Origin of the sequence: Streptomyces sp. NPDC021115 (genome assembly GCF_044333065.1) — a bacterium.
Taxonomy (GTDB): Bacteria; Actinomycetota; Actinomycetes; order Streptomycetales; family Streptomycetaceae; genus Streptomyces.
Genome location: NZ_JBIRQF010000001.1, coordinates 979,328 through 996,108 on the forward strand (window position 1 = coordinate 979,328; position 16,781 = coordinate 996,108).

Sequence of the window (16,781 nt, forward strand, 5' to 3'; positions counted from 1 at the left end):
CGGCATGACATCCCCCTTTCCGAACGAAACGGTTTCGTACTCGTTCAAGCATACGACCGCACCGGGCACCCTCGTAGCGAAACCACGTCGTTTCGCTCGTGGTATGCATCACAGAACCGAGTTGCTTTGCCGGACCGGGCCCGAAACCATGGATGAGGTGAGGGAAACCAGCGACACCGACCATGCGTATCTGCGATTTCCGCATCTGCACGGCGACTTGCTGTGCTTCGCCGCCGAGGACGATCTCTGGGTCGCCCCGCTGACCGCCCGCGGCGAGCCCCCCGGGCGGGCGTGGCGGCTGACCGTCGACCGGACCCGGGTGGGCCACCCCCGCTTCTCCCCCGACGGCTCCCATATCGCGTACACGAACTGGCGCAGCCTCGACCCCGAGATCCACCTCGCCCCCGTGGACGGCGGCCCCGTCCGGCGGCTGACCTACTGGGGCAGCGAGGACGCCCGGGTCTGCGGCTGGACGCCGCCCGACCGGGACGGCGCCTCCCAGATCCTCGCCGTGTCCTCGCACGGCCAGCCGTTCTCCCACTTCTCCTGGGCCTACAGCCTGCCCGTCGACGGCAGCCCCGGCAGCAAGCTGCCCTGGGGGCCGGTGGCCGACATCGCCGTGGCGGACATCGCCGCCGCCGACCTCCCCGCCGCCGACGCTTCCACCGACACTTCCACCGACACTGCCGTGGACCAGGTGCGGGACCAGGGCGACGGGCCGCGCACGCTGCTGCTCACCGGCAAGCCCCCGCACGAGCCCGCCACCTGGAAGCGCTACCGGGGCGGCGCGACCGGGCGGCTGTGGCTGGGCGGCACCCGGCTGCTGCCCGGACTCGGCGGCCATCTGGACTCGGTCATGGTGGTCGGCGGGCGCGTCGCCTTCCTCTCCGACCACGAGGGCGTCGGCAACCTCTACTCCTGTCGGCCCGACGGCTCGGACCTGCGCCGCCACACCGACCACGACGGCTTCTACGCCCGCCACGCCTCGACCGACGGCAGCCGCGTCGTCTACCAGTGCGCCGGGGAGCTGTGGCTGGTGGACGACCTCGGCCCGGACGCCGAACCCCGGCGGCTGCGGGTGCGGCTCGGCGGGGCGCGCACCGGGCGGCGGCCTTACCAGATCCCGGCCGCCTCCCATGTCGACTCGCTGTCCGTGGACGCCACCGGCCGGGCCAGCGCGGTGTGCGTACGCGGCAGCCTGTACTGGCTCACCCACCGCGACGGCCCCGCCCGCACCCTCACCGACACCCCGGGCGTGCGGGTGCGGATGCCCGAGATCCTCGGCTCCAGCGGTCGGGTCGCCTATGTGACGGACGCGGAGGGCGAGGACGCGATCGAGATCGCCACTCTGCCGCGGGCCAGCGAGGAGGGCGAGCCGCGGCGGCTGGCCGCGGGGCGGCTGGGGCGGGTGCACGAGATGGAGCCCTCGCCCGACGGCGACCGGCTCGCCGTCGCCGCCAATGACGGCCGGCTGCTGCTCGTGGACACCTCCACTGAGGGGGGCGGCGAGGTCACCGAGCTGGTCCGGTCGCTCAACGGCCCCGTCGCCGACCTCGCCTTCTCGCCCGACTCGGCCTGGCTGGCCTGGTCCCATCCGGGCATCGGGCGCACCCTGCGCTCCGTGAAGATCGCGCGGCTGGCCGACCGGACCATAGTGGACGTGACCAGCGGGCGGTTCGAGGACGAAGAGCCGGTCTTCACCAGCGACGGCCGCTACCTCGCCTTTCTGTCCTGGCGCGGCTTCGACCCCGTCTACGACGTGCACACCGGCGATCTCTCCTTCCCGCTCGGCTGCCGCCCCTACCTCGTACCGCTGTCCTCCGCCACGCCCTCGCCCTTCGCCCTCTCCCCCGAGGGCCGCCCGGCGGCGGGCGGACTCGACCCGGACGACGGCGCCGGGAGCGGGGAGGGCGACGGCACGGTGACCGTCGAGGTGGAGGGGCTGCCCAGCCGGGTCACCGCCTTCCCGGTGTCCGCCTCCAAGTACTCCTCGCTGTGGCCGGTCAGCGGTGGCGGTCTGGTGTGGCTGCGCTGGCCGATCTCGGGCGCGCTCGGCGAGACGTTCGCCAACCCGGGCGACACCTCCGACCGGCCCACCCTCGAACACTTCGACCTGGCCAAGGCCAAGCGGACCGAACTCACCAGCGAGCTGGACTGGTTCCGGATCAGCGGCGACGGCTCCCGGCTCGTCGTCGTCGACGACGACGAGCTGCGGGCGGTGCCCGCCACCGAGTCGGGCGACGGCGACTCCACGGTCCAGATCGACATGCGGCGCATCCAGCACACCGTGGACCCGGCGGCCGAGTGGCGGCAGGCGTACGAGGAGGCGGGCCGCATCACCCGCGCCTACTTCTGGGAGCCGGACATGTGCGGCGTCGACTGGGACGGGGTGCTCGACCAGTACCGCCCGCTGGTCGAACGGGTCGCCTCCCCCGACGAGTTCGCCGATCTGCTGCGCGAGGTGCTGGGCGAGCTGGGCACCTCGCACGCGTACGTCCAGGCCGCGCGCCGCAACGAGGGCCCGGCCCACTACCAGCGCCCCATCGGGCTGCTCGGCGCCGACTTCACCCGCGCCGAGGACGGGGCGTGGCAGGTCGTCCGCATCCTGCCCGGCGAGTCCTCCGACTCCCGGGCGCGCTCGCCGCTCGCGGGGTCCGGCATCCGCGAAGGCGCCCGGCTCACCCATGTCGACGGCCGCCCGGTGGATCCGGTGGCCGGACCCTCTCCGCTGCTGACCGCCGCGGGCGGCACCACGGTCGAGCTGACCTTCGCCTCCCCGGACGGCGAGGGCCCGCCGCGCCGGGTCGCGGTCGTTCCGCTGATCGACGAGCGGCCGCTGCGCTACCAGGACTGGGTGGCCAGACGGCGTGCGGTGGTACGGGAGTTGAGCGACGGGCGGTGCGGCTATCTGCACATCCCGGACATGGGCGGCTCCGGCTGGGCGCAGTTCAACCGGGATCTGCGCCGGGAGGTGTCCTTCCCCGCACTGATCGTGGACGTCCGCGGCAACGCGGGCGGCAACATCAGCGAGCTGGTGGTCGAGAAGCTGACCCGCACCGTGATGGGCTGGGACCTCACGCGCAACGCCCAGCCGGTGTCGTACACCAGCAACGCGCCGCGCGGGCCGATCGTCGCGGTCGCGGACGAGGCGACCTCCTCCGACGGCGACATGATCACCGCGGCCTTCAAGATCCAGGGCATCGGCCCGGTGGTGGGGCTGCGGACCTGGGGCGGTGTGGTCGGCATGACCGGCCGCCATCCGCTCGGCGACGGTTCGGCGATCACGGTGCCGATGAACGCAGCCTGGTTCGACGCCTACGGCTGGGGGGTCGAGAACCATGGCGTGGAGCCGGACATCCCGGCGCCCCGTTCCCCGCTGGACTGGGCGGAGGGCCGCTATCCGCAGCTGGGCGTCGCGGTGCGGACGGCACTGGAGCTGCTGGAGCGGCATCCCGCCGCGGCCCCGCCGGGCTATGGCCAGGTGCCGGACCGCCGTCGCCCGAAACTCCCCCCACGGGGCGATGGTTGAGCTGAGCCAAGAACCCTGCCGGGTCTTGCGTACGGACCCGTGCGTGCCGGGGGCGCATCCCCTGACGGATGCGCCCCCTCGCGCACACTCTTCACAACCCCGTTCGACGAGTCGACTTACATCTCCTCGAACGGCTCCTGGTCCCGCGCCTCGTCGCCCATGCCCTGCTGACGGCGCTCCCGGCCCATGCGCTCGGCCTGTTCGCGGCTTTCGGGCCGGTCCTGTTCGCGGCGCGGCTCCTGGCCCCGCTGGGCCTGCTGCGCCTGCTGGCCCCGTTGCCCCTGCTGGCCCCGCTGGGCCTGCTGGCTCTGCTGGCCCTGCGCCTTGCGCTTGGCCTGCTGGGCCTTCTCGCTGAACTCGTCCTTCCCCATCTGTGTCACTCCTCATCGGGTGAAAGGGATCGGGCCCGACCAGAGTTACACGCAGGGACATACTCCGCATTTCGATCGTATCTCCCTGTTAAATTCCCAGGTCAGCACGGTTGACGCAGGGTTACCGGTCACGCTGCGTACGGGCGGTGCGCATCCGCTCGTCCGCCGCGCCGCCCTCGCCCACGAGATGGCCGCGCTGCCCTCTCGTCGCCGCCAGCCGGGGTTCGGCCCGGCGCATCTCGCGCCGCCCCACCGTCCCGATCAGCGCGGGCAGAAGGCCGCGCACCGGCTGCATCCCGCGCAGCCACCACTGCGCGTACACATGGGGCGAGCGGCGCTCTATCCCGCCGACGAGCCGGTCCACGGCAGGTCCCAGCGGATACGTACGCCCCGCGGGCCACGGCAGCCGCGTCCGCAAGTCCCGCATCACCTCGTCCCGGTCGGCGCCGCGCACCATGTCCGTGTCGGTCCAGCTGAGATAGCCGACCCCGACCCGTACGCCCCGGTGGCCCACCTCGGCGCGCAGACAATGCGCGAACGCCTCCACCCCCGCCTTCGACGCGCAGTACGCCGTCATCATCGGCGCGGGCGCGATCGCGGCGAGCGAGGCGATCTGCAACAGATAGCCGCGGCTGGCGATGAGCGCGGGCAGAAAGGCGCGGGCCGTGGTGACGCTCCCCAGCAGATTGACCTCGACCACCCGCCGCCAGGACGTCTCGTCGGTGTCGAGGAACGGACCGCCGGTGGCCACCCCGGCGTTGGCACAGACGATGTCCACCCCGCCGAAGCGCGCCACCACCTCCTCCGCCACCCGGGCCATCGCCTCCGGGTCGGTGACATCGGCGTGCCAGTGCTCGGAGTCGGTGGGCAGCCGCCCCGACACCCGCTTCAGCTCCTCCGGTTCCAGGCCCACCAGCGCCACCCTGGCGCCGCGCGCGGACAGTTTGCGGGCCAGGAGCTCGCCGACGCCCCGCGCCGCGCCGGTCACCACCGCGACCCGGCCCTCCAGACTCCCGCGCGCGCTCATGTCGTCCGCTCCTCGACCGTGTGGTGATCGTCATCGGTGCCGGCACCGGTCACGCCGTGCTCCGCGGCGAGGCGGCGTATCACCCCGCTCACCGCCCCGGGATCCTCCATGGGGGTCATGTGCCCGACGCCGGAAAGCTCGGTGACGCCGGTGCACCGGGGCAGCGCGGCCGCAATGGCGTGGGCGTGCTCGGGCGGGGTCAGCCGGTCGGCGGTGCCGACGACGACGGCGGCGGGCATGGTGAGCAGGCCGATACCGGGGTCCAGATCGAGATCGCTCATGACATGCGCCCAACCGGCGCGCACATCACGGGGACAGGCGTGCACGATCCGCGCGCATGCCTCCACCACGGCGGGCGCGGCGCCCGGGCCCATCGTCCCGTACCGCAGCAGCCGCTTGCTGACGGGAGTGACCGGCCCCATGGAGAGGCGCGCGCCGAGGATCGCGCGGTGTATGCGCGCCCGCAGCCGCTCGGAGCGCAGTGGCACCACACGCGCCCGCTCGACCAGCCGGGAGGCTCCGGTGCTGCACAGCACCACGGCGGCGGCGCGGGCGCGCAGCGCCGGGCGCCCGGCGGCGGCCATCACCGTCATCCCGCCCATGGAGTGGCCGGCGACCACGGCCCGGCGGCCCGGCTCCAGGGTCTGCTCCAGCACCGCCTCCAGGTCGTCGGCGAGCACCTCGGTGCTGTAGCCGCCGGGGCCTGGGGCGGCGCTGCGGCCATGGCCGCGCTGGTCGTACACGATCACCCGGTGGTCGGTGGCCAGTTCACGCAGGACTGGCGCCCAGAAGGCGGTCGAACACGTCCAGCCGTGTACCAGGACGACGGCGGGCGCGGCGGGATCGGCGGGCCCGTGCAGCTCCGCGTACAGCCGGGCGCCGTCCGCCGAGGTGACGGTCAGCTCGTGCGGGGCGGTCGGTGGGGCGTAAGGACCGGAGGTGACGTAGGGGGTGCGCCTCACCGCGATCCCCTCCCCGCGGCGGACTCCGCGCCCGGGACGGCTCCGGCCCGCTGCCGCAGCACCTCGTACTCCGCGAGCCTCACCCGCGCGGTGACCCGCTTGAACTCGCTGGTCGAGCCCGGCCACAGGGTCGTATTGCGGCCGTTCTCCAGATACCAGCTGTCGCACCCGCCCGAATTCCACACCGTGCGCTTCATCCTCTCCTGGATCATGTCGTTGTAGACGCGGACCGCCGACGGCCGGGCGTCCAGGGCGACCTTGCCGCCGAGCGCGTCCAACTGCCGCAGATAGCCGGTCAGATAGGTGAGCTGGGCCTCGATGATGAGGATCATCGAGCTGTTGCCGAGCCCGGTGTTGGGCCCGATGACCGTCAGGAAGTTGGGGAAGCCCGCCACGCTGGCCCCGCGCAGCGCCTCCATGCCGCCCTTCCACTCCTCGGCGAGCGTGGTGCCCCTCGCCCCGGTCACCCGGTGGGCGATCGGCATGTCGGTGACCTGGAAGCCGGTCCCGAAGATGATCGCGTCGGCCTCGGTCTCGGTGCCGTCGGAGCCGATCAGCGTGGTGCCGCGGATCTCCTTCAGCCCGCCGACCACCTCCACATGCGGCCGGGCGAGCGCCGGATAGTAGTCGTTGGACAGCAGGATGCGCTTGCAGCCGATGCGGTAGCTCGGGGTCAGCCTGGCCCGGAGCACCGGGTCGTCGATGGCCCGCCGCATATGCGCCCCGGCCAGCCGCTCCACGAATTTCAGCTCGGCCGGGCGCTTGGTGAACGCCCCGACCTGCAACTCCCGGATTCCCCAGAGCAGCCCGCGGCGCAGCGCCCCGGACGCCGGGAGCTTGGCGTGCAGCCAGCGCTCGGCGCCGGTGATCCGGCGGTCCATGCGCGGCAGCACCCAGGGCGGGGTGCGCTGGAAGAGGGTGAGGCCACGCACCTGCTTCTGGATCTCGGGCACGATCTGGATGGCCGAGGCGCCGGTGCCGACCATCGCGACCCGCTTGCCGCGCAGGTCGTACGCGTGGTCCCAGCGCGCGGAGTGGAAGACCTTGCCGGGGAAGCCGTCGAGCCCGGGGATGTCCGGGATCTTCGGATCGGAGAGCGGGCCGGTCGCGCTCACCACGACATCGGCGGTCAGCGGCCCGCGCGCGGTCTCGATCTCCCAGTGCAGCGCCGCGCCGTCCCAGCGCAGGGCGAGCACCTCGGCGTCGAAGCGCAGATGCGGCCGCAGCCCGAAGGTGTCGGCGACCCGCTCCAGATAGGCGCGGATGTGCTGCCGCCCGGAGAAGGTGCGCGGCCAGTCGGGGTTGGGGGCGAAGGAGAAGGAGTAGAGATGGGACGGGACATCGCACGCACAGCCCGGGTAGCTGTTGTCCCGCCAGGTGCCGCCCACCGCGCCGGCCCGCTCCAGGACCACGAAGTCGGTGATGCCCGCGCGGCGCATTTTCACCGCCGCGCCCAGACCTCCGAACCCGGACCCGATCACCGCCACCCGCACGTGCTCACGCGCCAGCCCAGCCGTCATGCCGCCGCCTCCCGCCACTCGAACGACTCCGAACCGTGCCAGCGTTCACTGGCACGATGGGAGCGTAGGACAGGGATCCGGCGAGCGGTAGGGGCTGTGGATAACTCAGTTACCGGCGGTCACACCCCACCGCCGTCGTCATAGGCTGCTGTTGTGGCGACGAGCGAAGCGGACGAGGTACGCGAGTACCGGGTGACGGAACTGGCCGAGAAGGCCGGGATCACCGTGCGCACCCTGCGTTTCTACCGCGAGCGCAAGCTGATCCCGCCGCCCCGCCGGGAGGGCCGTATCGCCTGGTACAACGACCATCACCTGGCCCGGCTGCGGACCATCAGCGCCCTGCTGGAGCGCGGCCACACGCTGGGCGGGATAGCCGAGTTGATGGCCGCGTTCGAGAGCGGGCGGCGGGACGTCGGCGAACTGCTGGGGCTGGACGGCGGCCTCCCGTCCTGGTCCGAGGAGACCCCGATCCGGCTCACCCCGCAGGCTCTCGCCGACTACTTCGACGGCGAGGCCACCGCGGAAAATCTCACCGTCTCGCTCGACATCGGCTATCTCGCCGTCGACGGCGACGACATCGTCCACATCAGCCGCCGGTTGCTGGACGCCTCGCACGCCCTGGTGGGCCAGGGCATCCCGCTGTCGGCCGTCCTCGCGGCCGGGCGCGAGGTCCGGGAGCATGTGGACGCCATCGCCGAGACCTTCGCCACGCTGCTGATCAACCATGTGCTGACGGACGCCCGCCGGCGCGGTGAGCAGATCGGCGAGACCGTGGAGCGGCTGCGTCCGCTCGCCAAGAGCGTCGTGGAAGCCGAGCTGTCGATGGCCATGGACCGGCGGCTACGGGCCGGTCTTGAGGACCGGACGGGAACCGGTCCGGAAGAACGACGGACGGGCGGGCGCGCGGAGGACACCGGGCACCCGCCGCCGGATCAGTGAGCGGCGCCGTAGGTGACCGTCACCGGGGCGTGGTCGCTCCACCGCTGGTCGTACGCCGGGGCCCGCTCCACGACCGCCTTCAGCGCCCGCCCGGCCAGCCCGGGAGTGGCGACCTGGTAGTCGATCCGCCACCCCGCGTCGTTGTCGAAGGCCCTGCCCCGGTACGACCACCAGGAGTACGGGCCGTCGACGTCCGGGTGCAGCGCGCGCACCACGTCCACGTACGCCGCCTCCTCGAAGACGCGCGACAGCCATGCGCGCTCCTCCGGCAGGAACCCGGAGTTCTTCCGGTTGGCCTTCCAGTTCTTCAGGTCGGCCTCCCGGTGGGCGATGTTCCAGTCGCCGCACACCAGCGCCTCGCGCCCGTCGGCCGCCGCCCGCTCGCGCAGCTCCTTGAGGTACGGAAGGAACTCCGCCATGAAGCGCTCCTTCTCGTCCTGCCGCTCGGTGCCGACCTCACCGGAGGGCAGATACAGGCTGCCGACCGTCACGCCCGGCAGATCGACCTCCACATAGCGGCCGCTGCCGTCGAACTCGGAGGAGCCGAAGCCGACCCGTACGCCCTCCAGCTCGCGCCGCGCGTACACCGACACACCCGCCCGGCCCTTGGCCGCCGCCGGGGCGTGCACCACATGCCAGCCGTCCGGCTCGCGCACGGCCTCGGGCAGCTCACGCGGCTCGGCGCGCACCTCCTGGAGGCACACCACATCGGCCGCGGTACCGTCCAGCCAGGGCACGAAGCCCTTCTTGGCGGCGGCACGCAGCCCGTTCACATTCACGGTCGTCACGGAAAGCACTACGGCACGATACGACATGGAAATTCCGATGCCGCCCCAGTCGCATGGAAGTACGATCCGGCGCGTGAATATCCGAACGGTTCGCTTTGACCACCCCGACGCGGTGCGGCTCAACGACGAGGTGCAGGCGGAGTACGCCGAGCGGTACGACGACGAGGGGGACATGACACCCCTGGACGCGACGCACTTCGATCCGCCCCGCGGCCTCTACCTCATCGCGTACGACACGGACGGCCGCCCGGTGGCCACCGGCGGCTGGCGCAGCCAGGAGCGGAACGACGAGGGGTACGAGGACGGGGACGCCGAGCTGAAGCGCATGTACGTCATTCACGAGGCCCGCGGACGCGGACTGGCCCGCATGATCCTCGCCGCGCTGGAGGACAGCGCCCGGGCGGCGGGCCGCACCCGCATGGTGCTGGAGACCGGCGTCAAGCAGCCCGAGGCGATCGCGCTGTACACCTCAGCGGGCTACGTGCCGGTGAAGAAGTTCGGGCTGTACCGCTTCGACGAGCTGAGCCGCTGCTTCGGCAAGCCGCTGGCGCTCCCGGAGGACGCCGTTCACCAGAAGAACCAGCCGGGCGTCGCCTCGTAGATCCGCACCGCCTCGCCGCACCGCGCGACATCGTCATGGGCCGCGATCGCGGCCGCTTCGCGCTCCCCGTAGGTGTCGACCCCGTCCGCCGCCACGATCAGGGCTGCGATCACGGCGACGAAGACCCAGGGGACCGCGCGGTGGCCCGGCGCCTTCTCCTGCGTCACCCAGGCACCCACCACGGTCGTCACCGCGGCCGCGAGCACCAGGCACAGGGCCACCGTGGTGAGACGGTCGAGGAGGGGCGACTCGTCGCACAGGGCGTAGACGCGCCCGCCGCCCAGCCGCTCGTAGAGGCCCGCGCCGCTCAGTGCGAAGCCGAACGCGGCGAGGTGATGCGGCTGCACGGCCCGTATGGCGGAACCCGCCCCGTTCCCGGAGCGGGTTCCCTCATCTGTCTGCCGTCTCATCCCTTGTTGGCGAACTTCTTGCTCATCGCCTCGAACACGCCCTTCGCCTCGGCGCCCAGATGCGGACCGGCGAGCCAGGTGTGCTCGTTGGAGCTGATCGAGCTGTTCGACACCAGCGCCGGCTTGCCCCCGCGGTTGACGAACCAGCCGCCCCCTGAGGTGCCGCCCGTCATCGAGCAGCCGATGCGGTACATGGTCGGCGTGGTGGGCGCCATCGACAAGCGGCCCGGCCTGCTGGTGCAGTTGAACATCTTCGCGCCGTCGTACGGCGGCGCCGCCGGGTAGCCGTACGCCCCGATCGAGCTGACCTTGTCCGCCGACGGCGCCCCGAACCACACCGGCACGGCGGCCCCGACCGTCTCCTCGAGCGACTTGCCGCCGCTGTTCTCCGGCTTCACATGCAGCACCGCGAAGTCGTACGTGGAGCCCACATTGCCGGTCTTGCCGCCCGTGTCGATCCACTGCGACGAGGTCTGCGACCAGTCCGCCCACCACACGCCGTACGGGGTGATCTCGCGCTGGGCCGCGGTCTGCGTCTTCGCGGCGGGCAGCCCGTCGTCGTTGTAGGACGGCACGAACACGATGTTGCGCATCCAGCCGCCCTTCTTCCCCGCGTGCACACAGTGACCCGCGGTCCACACCAGGTTCGACTTCCCCGGGTGCGCCGGGTCCTCGACGACCGTGCCCGAGCAGACCATCGGCCCCTCGGGACTGTCGAAGAACACCTTCCCGATCGGCGCCATGTTCTGGTGGTACGGCCGCGAGACCTGCTTGGCCGGTACGGCGGGCGGTTCCGGGTCGGTCGCGGCCTGGCCCTCGCCCGCGCTCTGCGTGGAGAGCGTGTTGGGCGAGTCCTTCGCCTTGGACATCCGGGACGGCTGCCAGAAGTTCTTGATGACGGGATTGGCGAAATCGGACGCGTCACGAGCCCACTTGTCCCAGTTCTTCCACCCGCCCTCCTTCCACTTCTTCAGGTCGTCCAGACTCGTCGGAACGCCCTCCGGCAGCTTGAGCCCGTTGTCTCCCTGCTGACCGGACGCCGCTGGCGACGTCGACTCGGAACTGGCCTTGTCCTCACTCGACCCGCAGGCCGAGGCAGTGACCACGAGCAGCGCGGTCACCGCGGCGGCCGCCGCGGTGGAACGGCGTATGAGTGGCATGGCGCCCTATCCCCCTGTGGTGCTGTTGTTGTGCTGTGCGAAGTTCATGCGGCGGCGCTTTCGCGCCACGTCCCGTACAGGACGCACCCACTATGCCCGTGCCTCTGGCCAGGGCCATCACCCGTCTCACGGCCCGCACACAACAAGAACCGTGTCAGCACGATTCCCTGACATCGGACGTCCCGTCAGGACAGCGCCGCGCCCCCGCGTCAGGCCGCCTTGCGCCCGCCCTCGGCGAGGAGGTTCGCCGCGAAGCCGAAGAACGCCACCCCGCTCACCTGCTCCATCCGGCGCCGGAACGCAGGCCGCCGGATCCGCTCGCTCAGCGCGGACGCGGCCCCGGAGACCACCCAGTACCAGAGCGCCAGCTCGACGATGTCGATCGCCGTGAACACCAGGGTCGAGGTGAACACCGAGGCGCCGTGCGGGGTGAACTGGGGAATCAGGCTCATATAGAAGACCCCCGCCTTGGGGTTGAGCAGATTGGTCGCCGTCCCCGCGCGGAACGCCGCCCACCGCCCACGCGGCGCCGATCCACCCACCGGCTCCGGATCAACCGCCTCCGGTTCCGTCTCCGCCACCGACCGCCGCGACCGCCACAGCGCCGACGCCCCCAGCCACACCAGATACGCCGCCCCCGCGACCCGCAGCGTGTCGTACGCCACACGCGAGGCCGTGAGCAGCGCCGTAAGCCCGACCGCCGTCGCGAACCCCCACACCAGACACCCGGCCAGAATCCCGAGCGAGGCGGCCAGCCCCGCGTTCCGCCCCTGCGACACCGACGTGCGCAGCACGAGCAGGGTGTCCAGCCCCGGAGTGACATTGATCAGCGCGGCAACACCCGCGAACGCAAGAGCTGAAGTGAACATGCCCGCAGGCTAATCCCCCACAAGCAAAACCCCCGCCGGATTTCCCGGCGGGGGCTTCGAGCTGCGGTGGACCTGAGGGGATTTGAACCCCTGACCCCCTCGATGCGAACGAGGTGCGCTACCAGTCTGCGCCACAGGCCCTTGCAACGAGTGAAACTCTAGCATCCCCTGCGGGGTGCTTGGAAATCCGTTCCCCGCTGGTCAATGGAGTGCGCGTCACTCGTTGGCAGCACGGGGCCGGTCCTCGTCCGCGTACTGGTCGAAGAGGGGGGTGCGGCCGCGCTCCCGGGGGGTGCGGGACGGGGCCGTTCCCGCCGTGGCGCCGTGGCGGGCCTCGGGCTCAGCGGGCGGCGCCGGGTCCTGGGCCGGGACGGGGTCGACGGTGCTGGAGCGGGCGGAGCTCCAGGCGTCGGGGGCGGCCAGGTCGACCCTGCCGGTCGCGCGGGGGGCGACGGGCGCCGTGACGTACGTCGGCAGCGGGACCGGCACAGGCTCCCAGCCCTCCCCGGCGACGGGGCCGCGCTCCCGCTCGCGCTCCTGGTCCACCCACTCCGCGTGGTCGGTCTGTTCGACCAGGGCGCGGCGCCCGGCCGCGTGCGCCGAGGTGGCCGGGGCGGCGGGCTCGGCACCTGCGGAGGCCGGCGGGTCGGCCGGGCCGTCGTCGGCGGAGGGACCGTCGGCGGGCGGATGGCTGCGCGGGCGGCGCTCCCGCAGCCGCTGCGCGGCCTGCTCGGCGCGGCGCTGGTCCATGGTGAAGGCGAAGCGGCGGCGCTCCTGGGCGCGCAGATAGGCGATGTACGCGCTGAGCAGTATGGCCGGAAGGGCCGGGGCCCACAGGAAGGCGAGACCGCCGACCGCCGCGACGATCGCGCCGAGGGTGAAGGCGACGAAGAGGATCACAGTGGTGCGGCGGCGGCGCGCAAGCACCCGCGCGCGCCTCCCGCGCTCCAGCGCGCTGCTGTCGGCCGGGACGGCCGCGGCCGGGGTCGCGGCCCCCTCGTCCGCGGGCGGCCCGTCCGGATCACCGGGGGCGGGCGCGAGCAAGGTCACGGGGTCGGCGAAGGCCCGGACGTCGACCGCGTCGGTGACGGCTTCCGGGTCGGCGGAGAACCGCTCAGGGTCGCCGGAGCGCCCCCCGGCGTCGGGGGCGTCCGCGTCCTGCGCGGTACGTACCGCCAGGTCGTCCGGTGTCCCCGGGCGCTCTCGGTCCTCCAGCCCCTTGGCGTAACGGCGCTCCATGCCCGCCCGTCCGGACAGCAGCCGGATGGCGGTGCTGAAGCGTTCCGTCGGACGGGCCTCATTGAGCTCGTCCTGCCTACGGAGCCACATCGGCACCAAATAGGCGGCCCAGGCCCCGACGATGACTGCGTAGATGAGGCCACTGCTGCTCACGCTCACACGGTAGAGGGGTCCGCATGAGGCCATCTGCCAATTGGCGCGGTGTGTCGCACGATCTGGCTGATATCTCGAAAGTTTTTTGTGATTGTTGCGATGGCCAGGCCGGTAATGTGCCGAATGTAATCGAACAGAGTTTTTATTTCTGCGATGCCCCTGGTCGGGTCCGGTGCCACCGGGCGAGCAGCCCCTCCGACATCTCCTCCACGGTGAGCGCGAAGACCAGATGGTCGCGCCAGGCCCCGTCGATGTGCAGATAACGCGGCCGCAGCCCCTCCTCGCGGAATCCGAGTTTCTCCACCACCCGGCGGCTCGGCAGGTTCTCCGGCCGGATGCACACCTCGATGCGGTGCAGCCCGACGGTACGGAAGCAGTGATCGGCGGCGAGGGCGACCGCGGTCGGCATGACGCCGCGGCCGGCCACCGCCTGATCGACCCAGTAGCCGATATGGCCCGAGCACATCGAACCCCAGGTGATCCCGGCAACCGTCAACTGCCCGGCCAGCCGCCCCTGGTACTCGATGACGAACGGCAGCATCCGCCCGCCGTGCGCCTCGGCGCGCAGATGGCGCACCATCTGCCGGTAGGTGGGCCGCTGGGTGACGGGGCCACCCGGCGCGGGGGGCGGAATGGTCGCCTCCCAGGGCCGCAGCCACTCCCGGTTGCGCTGGTTGACCTCGCGCCAGACACGCTGGTCGCGCAGCTTTATGGGGCGCAGGATCGTGTCGCCGTCGGCCAGCACGACCGGCCAGGGCGCGTTCAGCTCGCGCTCCCTGCGGGACCGGCGGCATCGGCTGCACCGGCGGTGTCGCCACGACCGGTGGGTCGGGGGTGGTCGCCGCCGTGGATCTGGTCGACCGCGTGCACCAGGATCCGCCCGAGCACCGCGAGGCCGTCGCGGACGCCTCCGGTCGAGCCGGGCAGGTTGACGATCAGGGTCGTCCCGGCGACCCCGGCGAGGCCCCGGGAGAGCGCCGCGGTGGGCACCTTCGGGAGCCCTTCGGCGCGGATGGCCTCCGCGATGCCGGGGATCTCGTAGTCCAGGACCCGGCGGGTGGCCTCGGGGGTGCGGTCCATCGGGGTGAGGCCGGTGCCTCCGGTGGACACCACGACGTCGTACGAGGCGGCCACCGCCTCCCGCAGCGCGGCCTCCACGGGGTCGCCGTCGCGCACCACGCGCGGGCCGTCGACCGCGAAGCCGAGCGCGGCCAGCCCCTCGGCGATCAGCGGGCCGCCCTTGTCCGGGTAGATCCCGGCGGCGGCGCGGTTGGAGGCCGTGACGACCAGGGCGCGGTACCGCGGCGCGTCCTCCGGGGCCGTGGAGGCGGTCATTCCCGGCTCCAGTCGCCGGACTTCCCGCCGGTCTTCTCCTCCACCCGCACGTCGGTGATGACCGCGCCCTTGTCGACGGCCTTGACCATGTCGATCACCGTCAGGGCGGCGACCGACACCGCCGTCAGGGCCTCCATCTCGACGCCCGTACGGTCGGTGGTCTTCACGGTGGCGATGATCTCGACCGCGTCGTCGGCGACCGTGAGGTCGACCTTCACACCCGAAACGGCGAGCGGATGACACAGCGGGATCAGGTCCGGGGTGCGTTTGGCGCCCATGATTCCCGCGATCCGGGCGGTCGCGAGGGCGTCGCCCTTGGGGACGCCCTCGCCCCGGAGCAGTTCGACGACGCGTGGCGCGACCAGCACACGGCCGCTCGCGCGGGCGGTGCGCGCGGTGACGTCCTTGGCCGAGACGTCGACCATGCGCGCCGCGCCCGCCGGGTCGAGATGGGTGAGGTGGTCCTGGGCGCTGCTCATCGTTCTCCCGGTCCGGGCCAGGTGGCTCTCTGCGACGACACCGTACCCGCCGTAGGCTCCCGCTAGGCGAGAAGGACGACGTCCACCTCGGCCCCGGGGGCGACCTCGGTCACATCCTCGGGGACCACGATCAGCGCGTTGGCCCGGGCGAGGGCCTTGATGAGATGCGACCCGGCACCACCCACCGGGGCGACACCGCCCGGCTCGCCCGCGACCGCCGACGGCTCGTACCAGCCCCGCAGGAACTGACGGCGGCCGCTCGGCGAGGACGCGATCCCGTCCGGGCAGACCGCCCGCACGGTGCCGCGGTGGACCATGCCCGCGCCCAGCATGGTGCGGATCACCGGCCGGACGAACAGCTCGAACGAGACGTACGAGCTGACCGGGTTGCCGGGAAGGGCGAGCAGCGGGGTCCGGTCGGAGCCGATCCGCCCGAAGCCCTGGGGCTTGCCGGGCTGCATGGCCACCGTCCGGAAATCGACCTCGTGCATCGCCTCCTTGACCACGTCGTACGCGCCGACGCTGACTCCGCCGCTGGTGACGACGATGTCGGCGCGGCTCAGCTGGTCCTCGACGGTGGCGCGCAGCGTCTGCGCGTCGTCGGCGACCGAGCCCACCCGGTAGGCGATCGCCCCGGCCTCCTGGGCGGCGGCGGTGAGCTGGTAGCTGTTGGAGTCGTAGATGCGGCCGGGCCCCGTCGCCTCGCCGGGCTGGACCAGCTCGCTGCCGGTGGACAGCACCACGACGCGGGGCCGCGGGCGGACCTTGACCGTGGCGCGGCCGATGGCGGCCAGCAGCCCGATCTGCGCCGCCCCGAGGACCGTACCGGCGCTCAGCGCCAGCTCCCCCGCCCCCGCGTCGCTGCCCCGGGTGCGCACATGCTGCCCGTCCCGGACGGGCCGGAAGACCCGCACCAGGCCGCTGCCGCCGTGCGGATCCGAACTGCGGGCGGGCATGCCGCTGACCGGCCCGTTGTCCAGGCCGCCGTCGGTCCACTCGACCGGGACGACGGCCTGGCCGCCGGGCGGCAGCGGGGCGCCGGTCATGATCCGGGCGGCCTCGCCGGGGCCGACGGCGGGCAGCTCGCCGCTGCCCGCCGCGATGTCCCCGACGACCGTCAGCACCGCGGGATGCTCCTCCGTAGCCGCCCCGACATCGGCCGTGCGGACGGCATAGCCGTCCATCGCGCTGTTGTCGAAGGGCGGGAGGGCGGCGGGCACGGTGACGTCCTCGACCAGGACGCAGCCCTGGGCGTCCAGCAGCTGCAACTCGATGGGATCCAGCGGGTGGATGTGCCCGAGGATGTCGTCGAGGTGCTCGGCCACCGACCAGACCCGGTGACGCTCCCGGCCCTCGCCCGTGCCCTGATCGGCGGCCCGTGCCGCGGTGCTGCTCAAAG

At 72.5% G+C, this 16,781-nt stretch carries 16 protein-coding genes and 1 tRNA gene; 3 read left to right on the plus strand and 14 right to left on the minus strand.

What is annotated here, in order from left to right; all coding sequences use genetic code 11:
* Positions 1-148: 148 nt before the first annotated feature.
* Positions 149-3,529 carry a S41 family peptidase gene (locus ACH4TL_RS04520; RefSeq protein ID WP_398312271.1) on the plus strand — a complete coding sequence of 1,127 codons (3,381 nt, stop codon included), beginning with the start codon at positions 149-151 and terminating at the stop codon, positions 3,527-3,529.
* A gap of 116 nt (positions 3,530-3,645) precedes the next feature.
* On the opposite strand, the gene ACH4TL_RS04525 is transcribed toward ACH4TL_RS04520, so the two are convergent.
* The 4 genes from ACH4TL_RS04525 to ACH4TL_RS04540 all read right to left on the minus strand — a co-directional run bounded on the left by ACH4TL_RS04525 (position 3,646) and on the right by ACH4TL_RS04540 (position 7,409).
* Positions 3,646-3,900 (minus strand): hypothetical protein, encoded by a 255-nt coding sequence (locus ACH4TL_RS04525; RefSeq protein ID WP_398312268.1) that lies wholly within the window; start codon positions 3,898-3,900, stop codon positions 3,646-3,648.
* Positions 3,901-4,021: 121 nt separating this feature from the next.
* Positions 4,022-4,927: an SDR family oxidoreductase gene (locus tag ACH4TL_RS04530; RefSeq protein WP_398312265.1), complete on the minus strand. Its 906-nt coding sequence runs from the start codon at positions 4,925-4,927 to the stop codon at positions 4,022-4,024.
* On the minus strand, positions 4,924-5,889 hold the full coding sequence (locus tag ACH4TL_RS04535; RefSeq protein WP_398312262.1) for an alpha/beta fold hydrolase: 966 nt from the start codon (positions 5,887-5,889) through the stop codon (positions 4,924-4,926). The genes ACH4TL_RS04530 and ACH4TL_RS04535 overlap by 4 nt, the downstream gene beginning before the upstream one ends.
* Positions 5,886-7,409 (minus strand): flavin-containing monooxygenase, encoded by a 1,524-nt coding sequence (locus ACH4TL_RS04540; protein WP_398312259.1) that lies wholly within the window; start codon positions 7,407-7,409, stop codon positions 5,886-5,888. The genes ACH4TL_RS04535 and ACH4TL_RS04540 overlap by 4 nt, the downstream gene beginning before the upstream one ends.
* Positions 7,410-7,562: 153 nt before the next feature.
* On the opposite strand from ACH4TL_RS04540, the gene ACH4TL_RS04545 reads away from it, so the two are divergent.
* Positions 7,563-8,348 (plus strand): MerR family transcriptional regulator, encoded by a 786-nt coding sequence (locus ACH4TL_RS04545; RefSeq protein ID WP_398312256.1) that lies wholly within the window; start codon positions 7,563-7,565, stop codon positions 8,346-8,348.
* Here the strand turns inward: ACH4TL_RS04545 and ACH4TL_RS04550 are convergent.
* The gene (locus ACH4TL_RS04550) at positions 8,342-9,145 is read right to left on the minus strand and encodes an exodeoxyribonuclease III (protein WP_398312253.1); all 804 of its coding nucleotides are present in this window, start codon (positions 9,143-9,145) and stop codon (positions 8,342-8,344) included. The genes ACH4TL_RS04545 and ACH4TL_RS04550 overlap by 7 nt on opposite strands.
* 64 nt (positions 9,146-9,209) lie before the next feature.
* On the opposite strand from ACH4TL_RS04550, the gene ACH4TL_RS04555 reads away from it, so the two are divergent.
* Entirely contained in the window at positions 9,210-9,737 is a 528-nt protein-coding gene (locus ACH4TL_RS04555; protein WP_398312250.1) for a GNAT family N-acetyltransferase, read from the plus strand.
* Here the strand turns inward: ACH4TL_RS04555 and ACH4TL_RS04560 are convergent.
* The 9 genes from ACH4TL_RS04560 to glp all read right to left on the minus strand — a co-directional run bounded on the left by ACH4TL_RS04560 (position 9,704) and on the right by glp (position 16,779).
* Complete coding sequence (locus ACH4TL_RS04560; protein WP_398312247.1) at positions 9,704-10,084, minus strand: hypothetical protein; 381 nt, start codon at positions 10,082-10,084, stop codon at positions 9,704-9,706. The two genes, ACH4TL_RS04555 and ACH4TL_RS04560, sit on opposite strands and share 34 nt — an antisense overlap.
* Before the next feature lie 59 nt (positions 10,085-10,143).
* Positions 10,144-11,307, minus strand: coding sequence for a trypsin-like serine peptidase (locus ACH4TL_RS04565; protein WP_398312244.1), 1,164 nt, complete (start codon positions 11,305-11,307; stop codon positions 10,144-10,146).
* Between the two features lie 209 nt (positions 11,308-11,516).
* The gene (locus ACH4TL_RS04570) at positions 11,517-12,176 is read right to left on the minus strand and encodes a LysE family translocator (protein WP_398312241.1); all 660 of its coding nucleotides are present in this window, start codon (positions 12,174-12,176) and stop codon (positions 11,517-11,519) included.
* A 67-nt stretch (positions 12,177-12,243) separates the two neighbouring features.
* Positions 12,244-12,317 (minus strand) — tRNA-Ala (locus tag ACH4TL_RS04575).
* 75 nt (positions 12,318-12,392) lie between these two features.
* Positions 12,393-13,601, minus strand: a complete 1,209-nt coding sequence (gene glpR, locus ACH4TL_RS04580; RefSeq protein ID WP_398312238.1) for a gephyrin-like molybdotransferase receptor GlpR — start codon at positions 13,599-13,601, stop codon at positions 12,393-12,395.
* Between the two features lie 109 nt (positions 13,602-13,710).
* Positions 13,711-14,334, minus strand: a complete 624-nt coding sequence (locus ACH4TL_RS04585) for a GNAT family N-acetyltransferase (RefSeq protein ID WP_398313674.1) — start codon at positions 14,332-14,334, stop codon at positions 13,711-13,713.
* Positions 14,331-14,903 carry a molybdenum cofactor biosynthesis protein B gene (locus ACH4TL_RS04590; protein WP_398312235.1) on the minus strand — a complete coding sequence of 191 codons (573 nt, stop codon included), beginning with the start codon at positions 14,901-14,903 and terminating at the stop codon, positions 14,331-14,333. Before ACH4TL_RS04590 ends, ACH4TL_RS04585 begins: the two co-directional genes overlap by 4 nt.
* A complete protein-coding gene (gene moaC / locus ACH4TL_RS04595) occupies positions 14,900-15,382 on the minus strand; it encodes a cyclic pyranopterin monophosphate synthase MoaC (protein WP_398312232.1) in 483 nt (160 codons plus the stop codon). Before moaC ends, ACH4TL_RS04590 begins: the two co-directional genes overlap by 4 nt.
* 62 nt (positions 15,383-15,444) lie before the next feature.
* Complete coding sequence (gene glp, locus ACH4TL_RS04600) at positions 15,445-16,779, minus strand: gephyrin-like molybdotransferase Glp (protein WP_398312229.1); 1,335 nt, start codon at positions 16,777-16,779, stop codon at positions 15,445-15,447.
* Between the last annotated feature and the right edge of the window lie 2 nt (positions 16,780-16,781).